This window comes from Halocatena marina (genome assembly GCF_023276375.1).
Taxonomy (GTDB): Archaea; Halobacteriota; Halobacteria; order Halobacteriales; family Haloarculaceae; genus Halocatena; species Halocatena marina.
Genome location: NZ_JALLPK010000001.1, coordinates 1,215,029 through 1,233,536, shown reverse-complemented (window position 1 = coordinate 1,233,536; position 18,508 = coordinate 1,215,029). Strand labels below are relative to the sequence as shown.

Genomic DNA, 18,508 nt, shown 5'->3' with positions numbered 1-18,508 from the left:
ACCGAGCAGAACTGCGTTTTCTCACCTGAGCGATGAGTCATCGGTTCAGTCATCACTTACGGCTTGTTCTCGATCGGCTCACCGAGTCGAATTCCCATCGGTGGAGGACCCGGTAACCCGTATCCCTGAACGTAGCCCAGATACAGAGCACTGTTGATGATACCGATGTGGCTGAACGCCTGCGGGTAGTTTCCGAGGTACGTTTCGGTGCCTGCCGCCACCTCTTCAGCGATGAGACCAAGCGGATTCACGTACTCCATGAGCCGTTTGAATCGATCACAGGCGTCATCGACTCGTCCCGAGAGGGAAAGTGCATCGATCAGCCAGCACGAGCAAAGCACGAAAGCACCCTCTCCACCCGGCAGCCCGTCATCTCCATCGTATCGCTGAACGAGTACGTCGTCTTCGACGAGACGGTCGTCGATCACCGCAATCGTATTCTGGACCCGGTCGTCGTCGAATGGGAGAAATCCAACGATCGGTAACAACAGTCCTGTCGCATCGATTGCGTTCGAACCATACGCCTGCATGAATGCACCAACACTGTCGTCGTATCCGTTTTCGAGCACGTCTTCTTTGATTGTCGCTCGCGTGTCGTGCCAGTCATCGAGCGGCGCATCGTAGCCGTATCTGGTTGCGATGTCTATTCCCCGATCGAGGGCGACCCAGCACAGTACTTTCGAGTAGACGAAATGTTTGTTGCCGCCACGGACCTCCCAGATTCCGGCATCGGAGTTCGTCCACACGTCTTGAACGTATTCGACAATCGAACGAACAGCGTCCCATTCATCATCGTCGAGCGATCGGTCGTACTGGAGCATCTCGTCGACAGCGAGAAGGAGTTCACCGTAGATGTCGAGCTGTCGCTGGTCGGCAGCAGCGTTGCCGATCCGAACTGGCTGTGAGTTTCGGTATCCTGCAAGATGATCGAGTTCTTGTTCAGTGAGATCTACGTCGCCGTGGAGACCGTACAGTGGTTGTAGCTCCTTTGGATCGTCAATTTGGCAAACACTCATGAACCAATCGAAATACTCGTTGGCTTCCGCCGAATGTCCGAGATTCGACAGCGCTTGTACGGTAAAGCCGGCGTCGCGGAGCCAATTGAAGCGGTAGTCCCAGTTACGAACGCCACCGATACCCTCTGGCAGTGATGTGGTCGGGGCAGCAGCAATGGCTCCAGCATCGACGTGTGTGAGGAGTTTGAGGACGAGACCAGATCGAACTGCGAGTTCGTGCCACGAACCGCCGAAGGCACAGTCACCCTCTACGCGATCACAGTTGTGTGCCCAGTTTGTCCAATAGTCGGTCGTCGCAGCTAGCGCCGTGCTGGGGTCGGTAGCTGCGTCCTCAGCCCCCGGACACCGGAGTAAGAACCACTCTGATTCTCCTGGTTCGACCGAAATCCTGCCGGTCACCCGATTGTCGAGGATCGTAAGATCGATCGGCGCTTCGAGCAGTACTTGAGTTTTTTCGCTCTCTGCACAGATGCCGGCTTCTGTCGATGAGAATGTCATCTCCGCCCGGCCGTAATCGAATCGAGGCTCGAATTCGAGATCGAGATCGACGGGGCCCTCTCGACAGGTGACCTTACGATAGAGCACTTGTTTTGGCTGATCGATTTGCCCAGCAGGTGGCATAAAATCAGTTACTGTTGCGGTCCCGTTCGACGTTCTGAACGTCGTTTCGAGAACGTTCGTTCGCTCTCTGTACTGGTGGCTCGCTTCGAACGGTTCTCCTGGACTGATACAGAACCGGCCACCGCGCTCCGGATCAAGGATCGCAGCGAAAATGCTTTCGGACTCGAGATGAGGGAATGGGAACCAATCAATCGACGCGTTCGGACCGATGAGAGCGCACGTTTCGAGATTGCCGATGAAGCCGTATTCCTCGATTGGCGTGTACGTCACATCAGACATCGGTATCACCCGAAGCCACTGAACAGTCGTCTGATGGAGCACGTTGATCGACACGAAAGCCACTCTGTTCGGGGCCTCGACCGAGGGGACTACTGTGGACACCGTGGGAGCGACTGTCGCTATCGAAGACAGAGTGTTTTACCCGCCCCGCGGTTCCGCATCGTGAGCGATACTGCCCGTTTCTTAGGCAATTCCAGCCGAGTAGCGACTTTGTCCGGACGAACGCTTCAGCTGTGAGAGTGCCTATGTCGTCGATCAGGGAATCAGAGTATACCATGACACAGACAACGTAGGGCAGGCAGAGCCAAAAAGAGATCAGTGAATCTCCCCTTCACTCTGTATCCCTTTGTGCCGGAGGTTCTATGAATGGTGGACCACAATCCGGTCCCATAGCACTCGACCTGTCTGTTTCTGTTCTAGCATCCAGACAAAATCACCGAGAGTCTCTGTCGTCGAGCAAAGCGACGTTAGTAAGTGAGCTACTGGTAACCCAATTACCATTACGTAAGTACAGTTGTAACAGATTCCGGACAGAGGAGTTCAAATTGTTCGCTTTACGTTAGATCCGTACGACGGCCGACCAACCGACGTCCCGAAGTCAAGCAGTCGATCGATGTTTGCTGCTCTGAGCCAGTTCAAAGCGCTGCTAGTTCGTCTTCGATCTCGTCGTACTCCGGGAAATCGGGCCACTGCTGTGCAACCCATGCGTACCGAATCCTCCGATCCTCGTCGATGAGGAAGACGGCAGGTCGTGGCTCGCTAATACCAGCCATTCCATCGAGATCATTGACGATATTGTACTTCTCAGCAACGTCATTCTGTGGGTCGCTGAACAGCTGATAGTCCATTCCTCGCTCGGCAATGAACCGCTTGTGCTCGTAGGGTGATGAGATTGAGAGGCCGACGATAGTAACCTCGTGGTGATCGTCCCATGACCGATCACGGAGCTCATTCCAGATGTACGTCGCCGGGAAATCTCCATCCATTGGGTGGAAGACGAGTAGAATCGTGTTCGCAGCTATGAGGTCCGAGAGAGCGACGTCCTCCCAGTACTCGTCGTTGACGAGCGGCCGGACGAAGTCTGGGGCCTGCTCGTTTTCTGTCGGATGATCCGCCTCTTCCAACTCCACGACGTCAAAGTCGAGGTCCATGCTATTCGGCCTCTCCGTAGGTGTCCTCGAGATACTGGACAATGTTGTCACTCTCAGACATCGTCACACCGGTATTCTCATCGACAATAGCCGGCACAGTACGCTTACCGCTAATGCGCTTGACGACGTCGCGCTCAGAATGCATCGCTTCGACGAATCGTGAGCGATACGTGAGGCCATACTTATTGAGCGTCCGAACGACGCGCTCACAGTATGGACAGGCCTGCAGCCGATACAACGTAATCGCTGTGTCGTCGGTGGGCACAGTTACTGCCATTAGTGATTCGACCCAAAATTGGGTCGAGTGACAGGTAAGTACTTTGCTACCAGCAATCTACACGACTCGGCTCAGGTCTATCAGCGATCCTTGCCACCGATTCGACATGCCACGTTTGTGCTGTGAGCCATAGATTCATCACAATATAGTGAACAACAGTACGAGTCGCCCTGTGACCGTACGCTATGTCTCGATGAGCCGTTCCAAATGCTCTGGGGGAACCGCCCCCCGAGCAGCGTGGTCATCGTACGCAAACGTCGGAACGCCAGTGATACGATCGCGCTGGGCGTCGGTGAACAGTTCGTGAAGTCGATCACGAAGTTCCTCGTCTGCGACCGCCTCGCGTATCTCCTCCCCCGCGAGTCCAACATCCCCAGCGAGGTCAGCCAAGACGTCGACGTCGCCGACGTCTCTCCCGTCGACCCAGAGCGCCTCGAAGACAGCTTCGTCGAACGCGAGCCACTGGTCTGGGTATTCGGTCTTGACGTAGTAAGAGGCGACTTGAGCGTCCAGGGAGTCTACGTCTGGCAGATCGTCTAAACTGAGCATCTCATCAGCATCGTACTGCTGTTTTAACTGTGCGACGTTCTGTCGAACCTGATCGTAATACTCCTCATCTTTGCCGTCGTCGACCGAGTTGTCGATCTCACCGTCGGGGCCGCGTTTCTGACTCCGTAAATCGAATGGATGCCAGTCGATTTCGAGAGGCTGCTCGCGTGACGCTTGATACATTTCGAGCGATTGGCGACCGAGATAACAAAACGGACAGACGTAATCCGAGTACACGGTGATTTGATCATCATCCTGACTCATGCGTAGGAATGAAGGGCCCATACGAATAAATGCTTCAGTAACGAACGCGTGCTGCTGCGATTATGCTGCATTCCCTGCGTTACGTTGCTGCAGTGGGCACAAGTGACGATGAGAACCGTTGCTAGCACTGATGCGACGACCACTCGTCGGTTGCGTTTTTCGTTCATAACCAATTGGCCAACACTTAGACGGTTCTGTTGAGTGAATAGAGCCGTTTTCTGGCGTCTGCAAAGTAGATCTCCTGTTCGACAACATCGATCGACTGGAGTTCGCCCAACGCATATCGGACGGTACGCTCTGAGAGTCTCGTTTCTTCGATGAGTTGGCTCTGTGTCGCCGATCCTTCGTACTCTAGAACTTTGTAGACGAGTTTTGCGCTCGGTGGAAGATCTTGAATTTGCTCTTTGCTGTCTCTACTCACTATGTCGAACAGTTCTATACTCAACTACAACAATCTCTCGGTCGGGGGTACGTACTGATGGCTCTGGTATCGATGAACTGAATTCGTACCACGTTACCTTACGTAATCCGATATCCATACGTAACTATTAAAGAAGCCGTGTTCCTTTAGAACGTATGACCGATCGAACTGAATCGAACGACGGGATCGAACAACTCGAAGTCTGGTGTACTGGTGAAGAGTGGTGTCCAGTCACAACGACAGCGACACTCATTGGGAAGAAGTGGCATCCAGTCATCGTTCACCGACTGCTCGAATATGGGCCAAGCGGGTTCAACGAACTGAAAGAGAATGTCGACGGCATCTCCAGTAAGGTGCTCTCTGATAGTCTGGACGATCTTGAGGAAAATCAGCTCATAAATCGAGAAATTGTCAGTGAGAAGCCAGTTCGTGTCCAGTACTCACTGACGACACACGGTCAATCACTCGAACCTGTGATCTACGCGATGCATGAGTGGGGTCAAGAACACATCACCAACATCAGCGATTGAACGCATTTATTCGCATATATAACATAATTTGACAATTCATCCGATCGTTATTTTCGGCAATTCATCGTCGTACTCGTCAGAAATCATTGATTTGAGCGCTTGAGTAGACTATCGCCAGTTTCCATCAGCGATTGTGCAGGCATTCTGTCTGTACTATCGATAGGGCGAGAGAAAATCGTCGAACATTGAGCGCACGGGAGCGATAATGACAGATATCAAATTTGAAAAACCAACGGCGTGCTTCAGTTCAGCGGACGCGAGGGCGCTCACCGCGTGGTAAGGTGGTTTCGTTCGCGTTGGCATAGACTTACGATCGTCCTTCACCAAGCAGTTACTATAGGTAATGAACTACCGGTGAGAAACCAATGGTCGCCGAAATCAACACCCCGCCCGTAACCGAGTTCGAGTTCACGCGAGAGGAGCGGTGGGCGATGCATCAGGCGTTCCTCGATTACATTCACGTCGCTGTACGAGACGACACGGACCTGCCGTTGCCGAGTGTCGAGCTTACGATCATCGAAAAAATCGAGGACAAAAAATTTGCGTTCACTGCCTTCGAATTGGATCGGATTCAATATGAGTGTGATTATCACGCAAGAAGCGAGTTCGCTCCGGAAATTGACCGCAAACCTGCCCAGTCGGTGATCGAAAAAATCGATCAGCAGTCTCTCACTGCTGGTGAGCAGTGATCTATTTGGAACTATTAACCAGCGTTCAGTCATACTCCTGTGTGTAGCGTCCAGTCATACCGATCGCACCGCACGCGAGGGCGATTCCCCTGATCGATGACACCGTATTGTTCGAGATATTCATAAATACCACAGCGGCCGCCGAAATCACCGCGATAGTACAGAAAGAGCCGTGTAGTCCGTATTTGAAGACGGACGCCAGACGCTACCAATGTATCCCGAGTGGATTCGGAGACGAAATGAACGAACCGATTCGCCGTAATCGTCCCGTGAGTCATCCATCAACTATTAGATAGAGGAATAGGTTCAATTTGAGCGGGCGCATTGAAGGCACATGGGCAACCAACAGAGACCGGCCATCGCCACTGAGATACGCCTGTCTTTTTCACCACCCACGTCTCGAATTGCCGAGGCACTCGACAGTCGTTCCTACCGGTTGTACCTTCGCCGAACACGAGACGGACCCGTTGCCGTTGGCGATCGCTGGAACGAGTTCGTCAATCAAGGATGTGGAACAACACAAGACGTCGTTCTTCGCGTCGAGTCAGTACACGACGGCGACTCAATCGGAGAGGAGACCGTATTCGTCTTCGAACCGTATGACTGACCTAAATCCACCCAATTCGTGTCTTCACCACAGCACTTATCGTGGAATGCTGTCTCTTCTTCTTGATGAAATAATGATACTCATAGATCAGAGGACACATCCTCCAATTATCCACCCACCAAGACAGATCATTCACGGAGGCCATTGATACGAGGAAGTTACTCCATCCCATTAATCTGAATCAAACCAGCCCTCAGAAATTATAGCAACAATCCTTACAATTTGACCTACGTCAGTTGACTCAAAATAGCGTTACAATAGAATACCCATCATAAAGCGAAGAAGATCTGGAAACATTCATATTCTACTAATAGTTCGTATACCGATCAGAATGTGGATAACGTAATATTTTATACGCTGTTCAGATTCGAGGGCCGCGTGTTTACACATCCAACTCTCGCGATTGTCTTTTCCGTCGAGAACCACCGAAAAACTGTCTCTTTCTTCGATTCCTCGCGGAGATCATTCACAGAACATCAGTCTATCACGGGTCGTACCCCTCTGCGCTCAAAACGGCCTCGAATCGGTCTGTGAGAATCGCGTACCGATGAGCATTCGTATCACCGAATGCCTCATCTCGGTTCGACGGCTGGTCGAGGTACTCGGGCTTTTGATCAAATTGGTCAGCGGTCAAATCGCATCGCTGATCGTTAATGATATTGTAGAAATGTAACCCTCCATCGGTCGGTGTTTTTCTGATTTCACCACCGAAGTGATCCTGCAAGACGAGCGCCGTAACGCCACACTGCCCTCGTGCGGGATTCTCCTCTGTCCACAACGAACTTGACTCAGGTGACCACGCTTTTCGAAGCGCTCGGAGGACATTTTCTTCATCAAATTCCATCGATACCGTTCACAACGTATATGCAAATAAAATCGACGGCTACCGAACGTCGATGGGCGACGAATAGTACCTCTTATGGATGACTGTGGTGCTACTCCTGATACGTAGTAGAGATACTATCCTCTATTGATATAACTAGATTCGCCAAGATGATGAGAATATATCGACAGTCTGTCTGTTATCGATGTCGGAGAAGGTTCACAAACCGTGGCCGAGAACGTAGCTCGGCTGAGTACTTCCTAATTCCACTCCAAAACGCCATTGAGAGTTACAGGAGTACAGCCGTAATGAGAACGCGCAGCCCGTCACAGGACTGTCTACCCATACTCGTTTATTGCTTCGAATATCGAATGTCAACCTAATGCATAGTGAATGGGGATTCCTCCACATCTTATCGATCGCTCGCCCGAAGGCGGTGAAACTGATGTGTAGATAGTATACGATTGTCCCTGTGCCATTCCAACAACAGACGTTGTAGACACGGAATTTCGTCGATGAACGCTCAATTGCCAACTTCTCACAGAGTATGGAACAGTCGGCTTGCGGAATTACTTGCCCTCCGAAGCTCTATCTGTCTTCGTGTTGCAGAGGTAATTAGATGGTAGGTAATCGAACACAGATTCGGATGCTCACCGTGGCCAGCGTCTCCCTCTTGCTCTCGATTCTTGTTTGGTTCAACTACTCCGCGGTGCTTCCGCGTATTGTAGCGGAGTGGGATCTGTCGGGAATTCATGCCGGACTCATATTCGGAGCGTTTCAGGCTGGCTATCTCGTTGCGATCATTCCTGCGGGAGTACTCGTCGATCGCTACTCCCCACGTTGGGTGATCGCGGTCGGTTCGGCGGTGACTGGTGTGGCGAGTCTCGGGTTCGCAGCTGTGGCGACAGGATTTCTCGATGGGACGCTCCTTCGATTTATGGCTGGGATCGGCATGGCCGGCGTCTACGTCCCAGGCATGCGATTTGTCGCTGATTGGTATACCGAGACTGGTCGCGGAACAGCGATGGGGATATACATCGGTACATTCTCGCTCGGGAGCGGTCTCTCGTTTCTGATCTCTTCTGCAGTCGCAAGCGCGGTCGATTGGCGAACGGCGATTGCTGTGACGAGCGTTGGCGCACTCGTCGTCGCGCCCCTCATTCTCACCATCGGCCGCGACGCACCGACAAAAACGCGTGAGACGAGCGATTTCGATCTTAGTATACTCCGCAATCGGTCGTACCTCGCTGCAGTGAGTGTCTATTCGTGGCACAATTGGGAGCTCTTCGGGGTTCGAAACTGGCTCGTCGCGTTTTTACTCGCAACACCAGCAATAGCGGCGACCGGCCAGCCCGAACTCACCGCAGGGACGCTGGCCGGCGTGATGATCGCCGTTGGTGGCCTCGGAAACGTAATCGGAGGAACGTTGAGCGACCGTGTGGGCCGGGTTCGGATCATTGCCGGCGCGCTCTTTATGAGTGGTTTGATCAGTGCCGTGCTGGGTATGCTGCAAGGACTTGCACTCATTGGACTTGTTGCTCTCGTCTTGTGCTATGGGCTCGTCCTTACGATGGATAGTGCACCAACATCTACTGTAATCACCGAGCTTGTCGCTGATGAACACGTCGGGATGGCGCTGTCGGTTCAATCGTTCATTGGATTCAGCACGACAGTGATTTCGCCGGTTGTCTTCGGTTGGACACTTGATGCGGGTGGTTACGCGCTCGCGTTTCCGACACTCGCAGCAGGTGCATGTATCGCACTCTGCTCGACCGCCGCTTTGCGGTCTACTCGCGAAAAGACAGCCACCCAAACAGCCCAAACTTCTGATATATGATGGTAGCTGGATGGATGATCAATGATGTTGAAGATTCTCCTCAATTAGCAGCGTGGCGATCGACAAGCAGAATAGCGATCACTTAGGAGCAACGTTCGGAAGTAAAGAATAACAATTTACATATTATTTGGCAACGCTGTTCGTGGACTGTCTCGTTGGACATTGGGGGAAACTAGCAAGCACTGAATGGCACTATCTATGCTGTGGGTATGAAATTAATAGAACGTTCCTGATTTTGGAAAGGTGACAGCCACAAAATTTTTATCTCGATGTCACAGAGGAGCAACTAATGAACAAGTCATCTGGCTACCTTTTATCTCGCTCCTTCATGTTTCTTTTCATTCTTATGATATTCAATCGAACGACAGATTTCGAATGGCTCACAACCTATCACGTACTCGCAACCGTCGTGCTTTTTGGAGGAATTGGGTTCGCCATCTATGGATACCAAGAGCATGGACTTGACGGACTATTTGCGATATTACTGTTTATGTACTTACTCTGTATGCTCGTTCTCGTTGGCGTCATCTTCCAACAGCGAGGTGTCGGATTTTCAGAGCCAAGTCGTGTCGTCAAACTAGTACTCATCGTGATGCTGTTGCTATTTTTCCTTTGTGTCTCCGTCAACCAACGTAGATATCTCCGGCAGACTGGTGTGTATCTCCTCGCGTTCACGGTGTTACTATCGATTCATCTCTCTCACTCAGTTGAATTCGCCCCCAATTCCGGGTTTGCAGCGTTACCACTCCTCGCTGGGTTCATGATGGGTCTGAACCTGTTCGTTCTTCCCCGGTATATCTCGAGTCGTACATTTCTGTGGACTCTGAGTCTCCTATCCAATATCACCGTTCTGCTAGGAATACTGGTGTATCACATTGGAAGCTACTCATTTCTCACCATGAACGTCGATCTAGCTGATGGAATGTTTACACCGCTGTTCATGAATAAACAGCTCCACGCCCTTCAGTCGGTGTTCGAGAATCCGAACATGCTCGGAATCGTTGCGTTTGCTGGTACCGTCTCTGCTGCGATACTGATTCACCGCCTCTTTCAAGATATCAGAGATCGCACAGAGCCTCAGGAGAAGCCATTGGGTGGATCATCGCCTACTGTGCCGACATACTCCATCATACGCTCACTTGCGCTTTCGTGTTTGGCAGGGGGAATGCTCCTCATCAATAGCGTAGGACTGTATTTCTCGCAGAGCCGAGCCAGTTTCCTCGCTGCTGCAGTGTCTCTCGCGTTGTACGTCTCGTATGTGGTTCTCGGTCGTCGGAGACTTCCATACGCGATGGCTGGACTCACCGGTGTTGTTTTGCTTTTTGTACTCTCGATGCCAATCGTAGGTGTTACTCCGAGCGGACGATTTTCACTTTGGGCAGGAAGCATCGAAGCCTTTCTCAATGACCCGTCGCTTTTTGGAGCGGGTCTCATCACGCCTGGAGAATATATCGCACCGTATGTCTCAGAACCGTACAAAGGACAGAACCCTCACAACTCGTATCTCGTGATCTTCCTCCGAGCTGGTTTCATCGGTGGCATCGCGTATGCGGGAATCGTTGTTGGTAGCCTCATCACCGGTGTCCGACGAAATCAACAAGTGGACGTCTCTGCTTTGGCACTTGCGTTCGGCTTCGGAATCCACCAGATGTTCGAAGGATACACGCTCTTTCAGCACGAAATTTCTTCGATTATTGCTACGCTGTCGTTTGGATTCCTCATTCTTAGTGATCTCTGGATCGAGACAGATAGGGTGTCACAGTAAACGGAAAATATGTGCCCTCCCATCACATCGCTGGGTCCGTCTTGAATAAGCGCAGTGAATGCAACGTCCGTCTTAGAGAGAGTTCGGCACACGCAACCGTCAAAATTCATCGAGCGTCTTAACAGTGATAGTCAGGAGAACAATCCGTTCGTTAGTTCAGCAGATTCAACAGTACCGGCTGCACGCCGTTTACCGAGCACCGATCGCACGATTGCGTACGTTTGGACGCTGAAAAACACGACCCAGATCACGTATCCGGCAGGCGCACTCCCAAGAACAGTGACAGTCGTTTCGAATACGCCAAGACCGGTGATTTCAGAGAGTGTCTCGCCGATGAGGAGGCTGCTGAAATAGCCATAAAGGCTTGAGGCCCACCAGAGTGCCACAACGCGGAACCATCCCGGTTGAAGATGTTCAGGAAGCCGTGTTGTATTGATAATAAGCGTGAGAACTGTGTACGGCCACATCATTATCCCGGATAACGCTGCGCCGACGACGAGGAAAAAGAACGGCTCCTGGTTCTCGAAGGGCGCTGTAAACAGGAGAATGATGAGAATGCCCCAGACGACGAACGAAGTGAGAAGTCGCCAGAAGAGACGAGACAGTTCCCAGTCAGCATCGCGTCCGTACGTCTCATAGAGCGCATCAGCACTGTTTCGGACGAACGATTCGACGATCGCGTACTCAGTCGTAAAGAGCGCAATGAAGAGGACGACGAACACGAGGACGGTACCGAGACCACCAATCTGGGGCGCAATCTGGACGAGCCACATCGTAATGGCGCCACTCGCCGTTCCGGACGCGTATCGGACAGAGACGGCCATAAGGACCGTGGCGACGAAAATGAGGCCAACGACGAACGTCAGGAAATGTTCTAATTGGATGACGCGCCACCAGCCACGCCACCGTCGGAGGTTACGTTCGACCGGACGGAACGTGAAACCGTTTCGTTCGATCAGTTCCGGATCGTCACCGATGAGTGGATTCTTCACACGACCTTGATAATTCCCCATTCCATACCCTTTCTCACGCGCCCAGAGACTTTGTGAGAGGTTCAGATAGCCACCGGCACCGGCAAAGGCGAGCCCTCCGAGAAAGACTGCGAGATCCATCCCCGATGGGATGGTACTGCTTCCATTAAGAACGTTCGACGGAAGAGTTGCAAGTTCAGTAAACGCGTTAGAGACGAATACAAGGAGAATCGCCGCACCAGTTGCGACGAACAGGAGCGTAATCTGAAACGCTTCAACAGCGTTGTACATGACTGACGAAATCTGATATGAGCACCAGATCACACCCATCAGACCGATGGCTATGAGTTTCCAATTAGCGAGTGAAACACCGACTGCAGAGACGGATCCAGTTAATCCAAGGGCGGTTACCGCAACCTGTGCTGCACCAGCCGCCCATCCGGGCCAACCGAGACTCACAAGACCGCCAATGAGAAACACCCACGGCCAGAATTGACGGACTCGAAGGAACGACCGGAAGATGCTCTCACCGGTTGCGAGCGTCCACCGCTGGAGTTCGGTGTTGATGAAAAATTGGGTGAAGACTCCAATAATGAACGCCCAGTAGAGCGTCCAATCGTGTTGTGCAATGAGAACTGGCCAGAACAGCGTCTCTCCACTTCCGAGCGAAGCACCGAGCATGAGCGCGCTTGGACCGACAATGTGTCTGACACGAGGGACCCGCGGTAGATCGGCGATTCGGAACGTTCCACCCGTTCCACGCGTTGGATAGTCGTCGGTTTCAGGTGCTTCAGAAAGCTGGTCGTACGGCAAGGGGAGATACCACGTCCCGCGGTACTGTTTCCCTTCGATTTCTGGGGCATAGACATCGTCGGTGGGATCACTCTCTGACTCATCAGCAGACGTCTGTTCGTGCGTGTCGAGAGAGCGTGCCATGAATGTATATTACAGACAGTGTCTCGGCCGTGGCCATCGATTCAAACGCATTGTAATAACCAATTCTGCCATTGGTTTGGACCATTGTGGTATAAATCTACATGATTGGCGTCAGTCGCCACCGAGGAAATGCCAGACATGACCACGTTCCTTCGGTGGATCGACGTCTGGTAGTTGCTTGAGCGCCGGTTGAATCGCGTTCCACCATCCTTCTGCTGACTCGTACTGTGCAGGATAGCTGTGGTAGACATCACGGAGAAAGTCCGCCTTCTTCGCCTCTGGATGCTCAGCGAGATAGTCGTGCGCTGCTGCTAGTGCCTCGCGGCGTGCTTCGAGTGTTGGGCCTTCGCCAGGGAGGTCAGCCTGCTGAATCGCGTTCGAGACAGGCCGCGGGTGGCGCTGTTCGGTTGTCTCGGACTGATTCGGCATTGAGGCGTTCTCAATCGGAATCCACCAGACGCGACTGCGTGCCCCCACCTTTCGCGTGGCGAGTACGCCCTTTTCGACGAGCATATTCAATTTGTTGTGCGCAGTTCGACGTGAACAGTCGAGCGCCTCCATTACGTCTGTCGCTGTGAGCGGTCGCGCTTGGTCTTCACGCGATTCGAATACACCGAGCGCAGATTCCGAGGGTATTTTGTCGTCAAACTGGCCGTGTTCGTTCCGCTTTCGGTTGTTGGTCGATGAGTTCATGTGCGAGCCTCTGCACACGAAAACATAAGCCTATACACTCGACTGAATATCCAATTCATACGACTGAACTCCCCTATGCATACGACTGCAACCCAGTACAGACGACTGTACTCGGCCCCCTCGATGCTGAAATCAGAAAACGATCGAACACGATATAGACGGCTCAATAACACACTATAAGCCAGTACACACGTGTGTATCGTTCCGGTAGATTCTGGGATAAAATGTCACAAGTGGCAACGAACAGTGGGTATTATAGTACATGGATTGGTGGTCGTATCTCATGCCAGATGAGTTACGGCATGGAATGATAGTTACCAAGGTGGCATCGATGCCGATAGATGAAAGACAGTATAGTTGTCTGCAAACAAACAGTGAGGTTCGGCATGGGTAGCCCTGTTGACATCCTCATTGCACTCCTCCCACTCTTGACCATCGCGTTTCTGATGGTTGGCCAGTATTGGCCAGCCACGCGCGCAATGCCTGTCGCGTGGATTGTCGCCATCGGTGCTGGTGTTCTTGGGTGGGGAATGAATCTAACATGGATCGCAGCGGCAACCATCAACGGCTTCATCACTGCTGCGAACATCCTCTACATCGTTTTCGGTGCAATTCTCCTGTTGTACACATTGAAACAGACAGGTGCGTTCGACGCTATCAATAGTGGGTTCGCATCGATCAGTGAGGACCGCCGCATACAGGTCGTTTTGCTCGTATTTCTGATGGGATCGTTTATCGAGGCGGCCGCCGGATTCGGCACGCCTGCTGCCATCGTTGGCCCACTCCTCGTCGGACTTGGATTCCCACCACTCGCAGCTGTCGTCGTCGCACTGACTGGAAACCTCATGGCGATTACGTTTGGCGCAGTTGGTACTCCGCTCATCATCGGAATGATTGATATCTTCAAGAGCGTTCCGCTCATCAAGGAAGCAGTCGGGAGCCACGGAATGACTGTCTCCCAGTGGGTCGGTGAGATCGCTGTGTTCGCAGCATCCTTTCACGTCATCGTCGGCATGTTCCTGCCGTTCATTGGTGTAGCGATGATGACGCGGTTCTTCGGGGAGGAGCGTTCAATCAAACCGGCGCTCGAAGTTCTGCCACTGACGCTATTCGCGTGGGGATCGTTCTCGGTTCCGTATTTTCTCACCGCGTACTTTTTGGGACCGGTCTTTCCCGGCCTCGCAGGGGCGATGGTTGGTCTCCTCGTTACGGTTTCTGCGTTGAAAGCCGGATTTTTCCACCCTGATGAGGAGTGGGACTTTGCCGATCAAGAACAGTGGCCGAGCCACTGGGTCGGTGATATCCAACCCGGTGAATCCACGACGCAGGATGATAGTGGTATGGTCGCCGCTGACGGTGGCGTCGTTCAGCAGATGCCGCTGTGGAAAGCGTGGACTCCGTACGTCCTCGTCGCGGCGTTGCTCGTTGTAACGCGGGTTGTCGACCCTGTGAAGGCGTTCGTTACAGATTCGCTATTCACGCTCGCGTGGGAGAACATTTTTGGAACAGGTCTCAGCGGTGACTTCGCGCTACTGTATCTACCGGGTGCAGTGTTCGTCGTCGTTCACCTCGCCACCATCGCTCTACACGGTATGAACGTAGAACAAGTGCATGCGACGTGGGCTGAAACGATCGAGAAAGTCACGCCGGCTGTCATTGCGCTGTTATTCGCGGTCGCAACAGTACAAATAATGTTACAGTCTGGCGAAGCGACAAATACTGATAGTATGCTCATCGTTCTCTCAGAGAGCATGGCAACCGTCGCTGGCGGGGTGTATCCGTTCTTTGCACCGTTTGTCGGTGCACTCGGTGCGTTCCTCGCGGGATCGAACACCGTCTCCGACATCCTCTTTGGGACGTTCCAGTACGGTGTTGCAGATCAGATCGGCACATCAAAAACAATCATGCTAGGGACACAAGCAGTCGGCGGCGCAATCGGCAACCTCATCGCAGTCCACAATGTTGTCGCTGCGTTGGCTGTCGTTGGTCTCGTTGGCGAGGAGGGGCGAGTAATCCGGCTGGAACTCCTTCCTCTGCTCTACTATGGAACAGCAACGGGACTACTCACTCTCGTGTTCAGTTACGCACTGTTCTCCGGGACGTTCTAAATCGATCACGCGATCAAAAGGACTTCTCATTCGGGTGCGAGCCAACGCGACCGTGAATACTGGAACGTTCACAGCAACAATCGGTGATGGATAGACTGTTGTTGTCGTCAAATCGTCGGACGCGGTCATGCTTCAGCGCAACTACCTCAATGTACTCTCTGGTGATGTGGCCAAAGCAACTGCAACCAACACGTACGGCATTATGGGGCATATTGACGGATGTCACCTCGATGCGCAGGTGAATGTTCATACCGTAACAGGGACACTGACGTATCTCGGTAAGTGTGCTGGAAACGATGAGTCATCACACCCAGTAAACCCGCAGTGGCGACTCACGCACAACTCCGATTGATGAACGGAGAGCAATAGCATAGAGTGCCTCCGAACAGATGAGTAATTAGTATCAACTTTAATTTGAACCGTGTCGATAGTCAGGATACGTCCAATGCACTGGCTCGAATGTCAGTTAGCCTGCACCGGTCAGTCCTATTACCAGTTCTGATACGTCTCAGATAACTTTAAAGAATGTATTCGAGAACTCGTCCAATTCGCTATGATAAAAATAATTAATTACCGTGATAAACAAATCGTCATCAGATATGTACATTCGGTCCAAAGATAGAAAATAACCCACCCACTCTACTGCGATCACCGCAGAGTGCTAAACTGACATATTCAGATTCACTATCACCTACATTTGTTATGAAAATATTTTTACGATATCAGTTCAAACGGTGGTGATATGATTGGGAAGCGTTCACATAATAGCTGCGTCACAATCCGTCATACAGTGCTTACACCACGGCATGAGAGATCTCGCTGGGACGAATATCTTGGATCACCCTTTACGGATTCATTTCGACGCTAATGGAGAACAAACGACGTGAGATTACGTTTGTCGTCGACGATCCACCGTATTCGAGTGCGAATTATCGGGCGTACCTGAAGCCCACAACTCAATCGACGCGGGATGGGGTAGTTGAGGGAATCGTTAATTATGGATTGGGTGAAACGAAGATGGAGGCGATTCGTAGAGCGGCAACGCAAGTCGACCGGGACAATACATCGGACAGCACGTTGCGCGATGTCGCCCGTATCGGTTCACGGCTTGATGATCGAGATGGGAAGCTATTCCGGATTGCTGTCCGTGCGTTTGAACAATCACGTCACGATCCCTGTACCCCCGAAAATAGACAGTTCGTTCGGGAACGTATCGTCAAGGAGTTTCCAGAGGAGGACCCGAAAGATGTTGACTCGTTCGTCCGCATTCTCCGTGAGAATATCAATATTGAGGACAGCGACTGGCTCCGTTTGGTTGAACAGCGACTGCGGGATAATTATCTCCAACAAATGGCGCTCCTTGGCGACGAGTGATCGTCTATTTCGATCATTGATCCACCTTATTCACGCCTTTGTAGTTCAAAAAACAACAGTTTGAAGCTAAGAAGCCGTTATAGCCGGTCCGATCGCAGGACGTCATGTGCAATCATGACAAGCTGCCCTTTCGAGATTGGTGACACAGTCATCGACCGTGATGATTCATTAGCCCCGAGATCAGTCGTTGTGTCTCTGCCATCAAAAGCTGCTGCCGATTGGCTCATGTACGGTGGGGTCACCGTCGCTCAGGCTAATCCTCAGTATCCGGCTGACGCTTCCATTGTTGTCGTGGTCGCTGTTAATGATGTGGATAGATACCTTCCAGAATGGGACGCAGAGACACCACTCGCACGGTCTACACTCAACGAGGCTGGCATCTACTACAGGGCAAGTCCTGCGTGCTGTCTTACAACCGCAGAACCGGATGAAAATTCCCCCACCGATTTGGATGATATCAACGCGGCCGAAATTGAAGACTGCAATCGTAGTTGACAGACATACAGCGCTTTCCGACACTGGGAATGAGAATCCTCAAAACGTGGGTGCCTCATCCGAATACCAGACGTATCCCGCGGACCGGATGTCGAGAAACACGATGAGAACCAGTCTCTGTTTGGTATCTAGTCTACATCCGCCGGTGTCCATCACCTGATGAACGACTCTGATTCGTCGCGGCGGAGTCCAATACTACGCTATGAGGTAGTTCGTCGTTCAAGAGCGAGTTTTACACCGAAGCCAACAAGAACACTCCCACTTACTGTGCGAAGCATCGTTTGAACGAGTTCGCGTTCGGTAATCACCCTGCGTGCTCGCGCTGAAAACACCGCGAGTATCGCTTGGTACAGAAACCCAAGACTAGCGAACACGATTCCGAGCGCGAAAATTTGGACAGTTGTGTTGCTTCCCGGTTGGACGAATTGAGGAAGGAAGGCAAGAAAGAACACTGCGACCTTCGGGTTTAAAACATTGATCATCAAAGCACTTCGGAACGACTCACGTGGCGTATAGCTAGAACTTTCTGGCGTGATTTCGAATTCGTCCGTGTTTCTGAACGTCTGTACACCAAGATAAACGAGATACGCCGCTCCGATGAATTTGACGAATGAATATGCCAACGCTGACGTTCGCAGAATGGCTGTTAGTCCCAACACAGCGGCTGTTGTATGAACCATACTGCCAGCAGACGAGCCGAGTGCAGCCATCACACCAGATGACTGACCGTCACTGATGCTACGGGTCAGCGTATAGATACTGTCTGGACCAGGGGAGACAATGAGAGCAATTGCGATCGGGACAAACGCGACGAACACACCTACATTAAACATTCATCAACTGGAGGATGGTAACCTAATAAAAACACTGATCGCGACAATTCTATAACTCCCCATGTGAAAGTAACTATTCAGAACATAAGTTACGGGCTACACCTCCATTCAATAAACCACAGTAAGTCACTATTTGATTTTACAGCTCACCATACACGCCTAAAGAAATATGAATATCATCTTCACTATATGTATATCTTTATTATATGATCTCAATTCAGTTCGAATACCTTGATTTGCAGAAGGCACTCAAATCATACCTCTTGCAT

The 18,508-nt window shown here is 51.7% G+C and carries 18 protein-coding genes; 9 read left to right on the top strand and 9 right to left on the bottom strand.

Annotated features, from left to right (window positions below):
• Window positions 1-56 precede the first annotated feature (56 nt).
• The 5 genes from MW898_RS05720 to MW898_RS05700 all read right to left on the bottom strand — a co-directional run bounded on the left by MW898_RS05720 (window position 57) and on the right by MW898_RS05700 (window position 4,578).
• On the bottom strand, window positions 57-1,916 hold the full coding sequence (locus MW898_RS05720) for a glycoside hydrolase family 15 protein (RefSeq protein WP_264383113.1): 1,860 nt from the start codon (window positions 1,914-1,916) through the stop codon (window positions 57-59).
• Between the two features lie 635 nt (window positions 1,917-2,551).
• Window positions 2,552-3,067: a redoxin domain-containing protein gene (locus MW898_RS05715; protein WP_248905387.1), complete on the bottom strand. Its 516-nt coding sequence runs from the start codon at window positions 3,065-3,067 to the stop codon at window positions 2,552-2,554.
• A 1-nt stretch (window position 3,068) separates the two neighbouring features.
• On the bottom strand, window positions 3,069-3,344 hold the full coding sequence (locus MW898_RS05710; RefSeq protein WP_248905386.1) for a glutaredoxin family protein: 276 nt from the start codon (window positions 3,342-3,344) through the stop codon (window positions 3,069-3,071).
• Between the two features lie 183 nt (window positions 3,345-3,527).
• Window positions 3,528-4,157 (bottom strand): DsbA family oxidoreductase, encoded by a 630-nt coding sequence (locus MW898_RS05705; RefSeq protein ID WP_248905385.1) that lies wholly within the window; start codon window positions 4,155-4,157, stop codon window positions 3,528-3,530.
• 184 nt (window positions 4,158-4,341) lie between these two features.
• Window positions 4,342-4,578, bottom strand: coding sequence for a winged helix-turn-helix transcriptional regulator (locus tag MW898_RS05700; RefSeq protein ID WP_248905384.1), 237 nt, complete (start codon window positions 4,576-4,578; stop codon window positions 4,342-4,344).
• A gap of 155 nt (window positions 4,579-4,733) precedes the next feature.
• On the opposite strand from MW898_RS05700, the gene MW898_RS05695 reads away from it, so the two are divergent.
• The 3 genes from MW898_RS05695 to MW898_RS05685 all read left to right on the top strand — a co-directional run bounded on the left by MW898_RS05695 (window position 4,734) and on the right by MW898_RS05685 (window position 6,404).
• Window positions 4,734-5,108: a winged helix-turn-helix transcriptional regulator gene (locus MW898_RS05695; protein ID WP_248905383.1), complete on the top strand. Its 375-nt coding sequence runs from the start codon at window positions 4,734-4,736 to the stop codon at window positions 5,106-5,108.
• Between the two features lie 365 nt (window positions 5,109-5,473).
• On the top strand, window positions 5,474-5,797 hold the full coding sequence (locus MW898_RS05690) for a DUF7853 family protein (RefSeq protein WP_248905381.1): 324 nt from the start codon (window positions 5,474-5,476) through the stop codon (window positions 5,795-5,797).
• 334 nt (window positions 5,798-6,131) lie between these two features.
• Complete coding sequence (locus MW898_RS05685) at window positions 6,132-6,404, top strand: DUF7968 family protein (RefSeq protein WP_248905379.1); 273 nt, start codon at window positions 6,132-6,134, stop codon at window positions 6,402-6,404.
• A 484-nt stretch (window positions 6,405-6,888) separates the two neighbouring features.
• On the opposite strand, the gene MW898_RS05680 is transcribed toward MW898_RS05685, so the two are convergent.
• On the bottom strand, window positions 6,889-7,248 hold the full coding sequence (locus MW898_RS05680) for a YunG family protein (RefSeq protein WP_248905378.1): 360 nt from the start codon (window positions 7,246-7,248) through the stop codon (window positions 6,889-6,891).
• Between the two features lie 598 nt (window positions 7,249-7,846).
• Between MW898_RS05680 and MW898_RS05675 the strand changes: the two genes are divergently transcribed.
• Both MW898_RS05675 and MW898_RS05670 read left to right on the top strand, forming a co-directional pair.
• Complete coding sequence (locus tag MW898_RS05675) at window positions 7,847-9,064, top strand: MFS transporter (RefSeq protein ID WP_248905377.1); 1,218 nt, start codon at window positions 7,847-7,849, stop codon at window positions 9,062-9,064.
• A 289-nt stretch (window positions 9,065-9,353) separates the two neighbouring features.
• Window positions 9,354-10,829, top strand: coding sequence for an O-antigen ligase family protein (locus tag MW898_RS05670; RefSeq protein ID WP_248905376.1), 1,476 nt, complete (start codon window positions 9,354-9,356; stop codon window positions 10,827-10,829).
• Window positions 10,830-10,960: 131 nt separating this feature from the next.
• Here MW898_RS05670 and MW898_RS05665 read toward each other — a convergent pair whose 3' ends face one another.
• Both MW898_RS05665 and MW898_RS05660 read right to left on the bottom strand, forming a co-directional pair.
• Entirely contained in the window at window positions 10,961-12,736 is a 1,776-nt protein-coding gene (locus MW898_RS05665) for an Nramp family divalent metal transporter (protein ID WP_248905375.1), read from the bottom strand.
• A gap of 111 nt (window positions 12,737-12,847) precedes the next feature.
• Window positions 12,848-13,429: a helix-turn-helix domain-containing protein gene (locus MW898_RS05660; protein ID WP_248905374.1), complete on the bottom strand. Its 582-nt coding sequence runs from the start codon at window positions 13,427-13,429 to the stop codon at window positions 12,848-12,850.
• A 386-nt stretch (window positions 13,430-13,815) separates the two neighbouring features.
• On the opposite strand from MW898_RS05660, the gene MW898_RS05655 reads away from it, so the two are divergent.
• The 4 genes from MW898_RS05655 (at window position 13,816) to MW898_RS05640 (ending at window position 17,406) form a co-directional block, all read left to right on the top strand.
• The gene (locus MW898_RS05655) at window positions 13,816-15,537 is read left to right on the top strand and encodes an L-lactate permease (RefSeq protein ID WP_248905373.1); all 1,722 of its coding nucleotides are present in this window, start codon (window positions 13,816-13,818) and stop codon (window positions 15,535-15,537) included.
• A gap of 127 nt (window positions 15,538-15,664) precedes the next feature.
• Window positions 15,665-15,889, top strand: coding sequence for a hypothetical protein (locus MW898_RS05650; protein WP_248905372.1), 225 nt, complete (start codon window positions 15,665-15,667; stop codon window positions 15,887-15,889).
• A 515-nt stretch (window positions 15,890-16,404) separates the two neighbouring features.
• Window positions 16,405-16,911, top strand: coding sequence for a Hachiman antiphage defense system protein HamA (locus MW898_RS05645; RefSeq protein WP_248905370.1), 507 nt, complete (start codon window positions 16,405-16,407; stop codon window positions 16,909-16,911).
• 114 nt (window positions 16,912-17,025) lie between these two features.
• Window positions 17,026-17,406 carry a hypothetical protein gene (locus tag MW898_RS05640; RefSeq protein ID WP_248905368.1) on the top strand — a complete coding sequence of 127 codons (381 nt, stop codon included), beginning with the start codon at window positions 17,026-17,028 and terminating at the stop codon, window positions 17,404-17,406.
• A 200-nt stretch (window positions 17,407-17,606) separates the two neighbouring features.
• On the opposite strand, the gene MW898_RS05635 is transcribed toward MW898_RS05640, so the two are convergent.
• Window positions 17,607-18,239, bottom strand: a complete 633-nt coding sequence (locus MW898_RS05635) for a LysE family translocator (RefSeq protein ID WP_248905366.1) — start codon at window positions 18,237-18,239, stop codon at window positions 17,607-17,609.
• Between the last annotated feature and the right edge of the window lie 269 nt (window positions 18,240-18,508).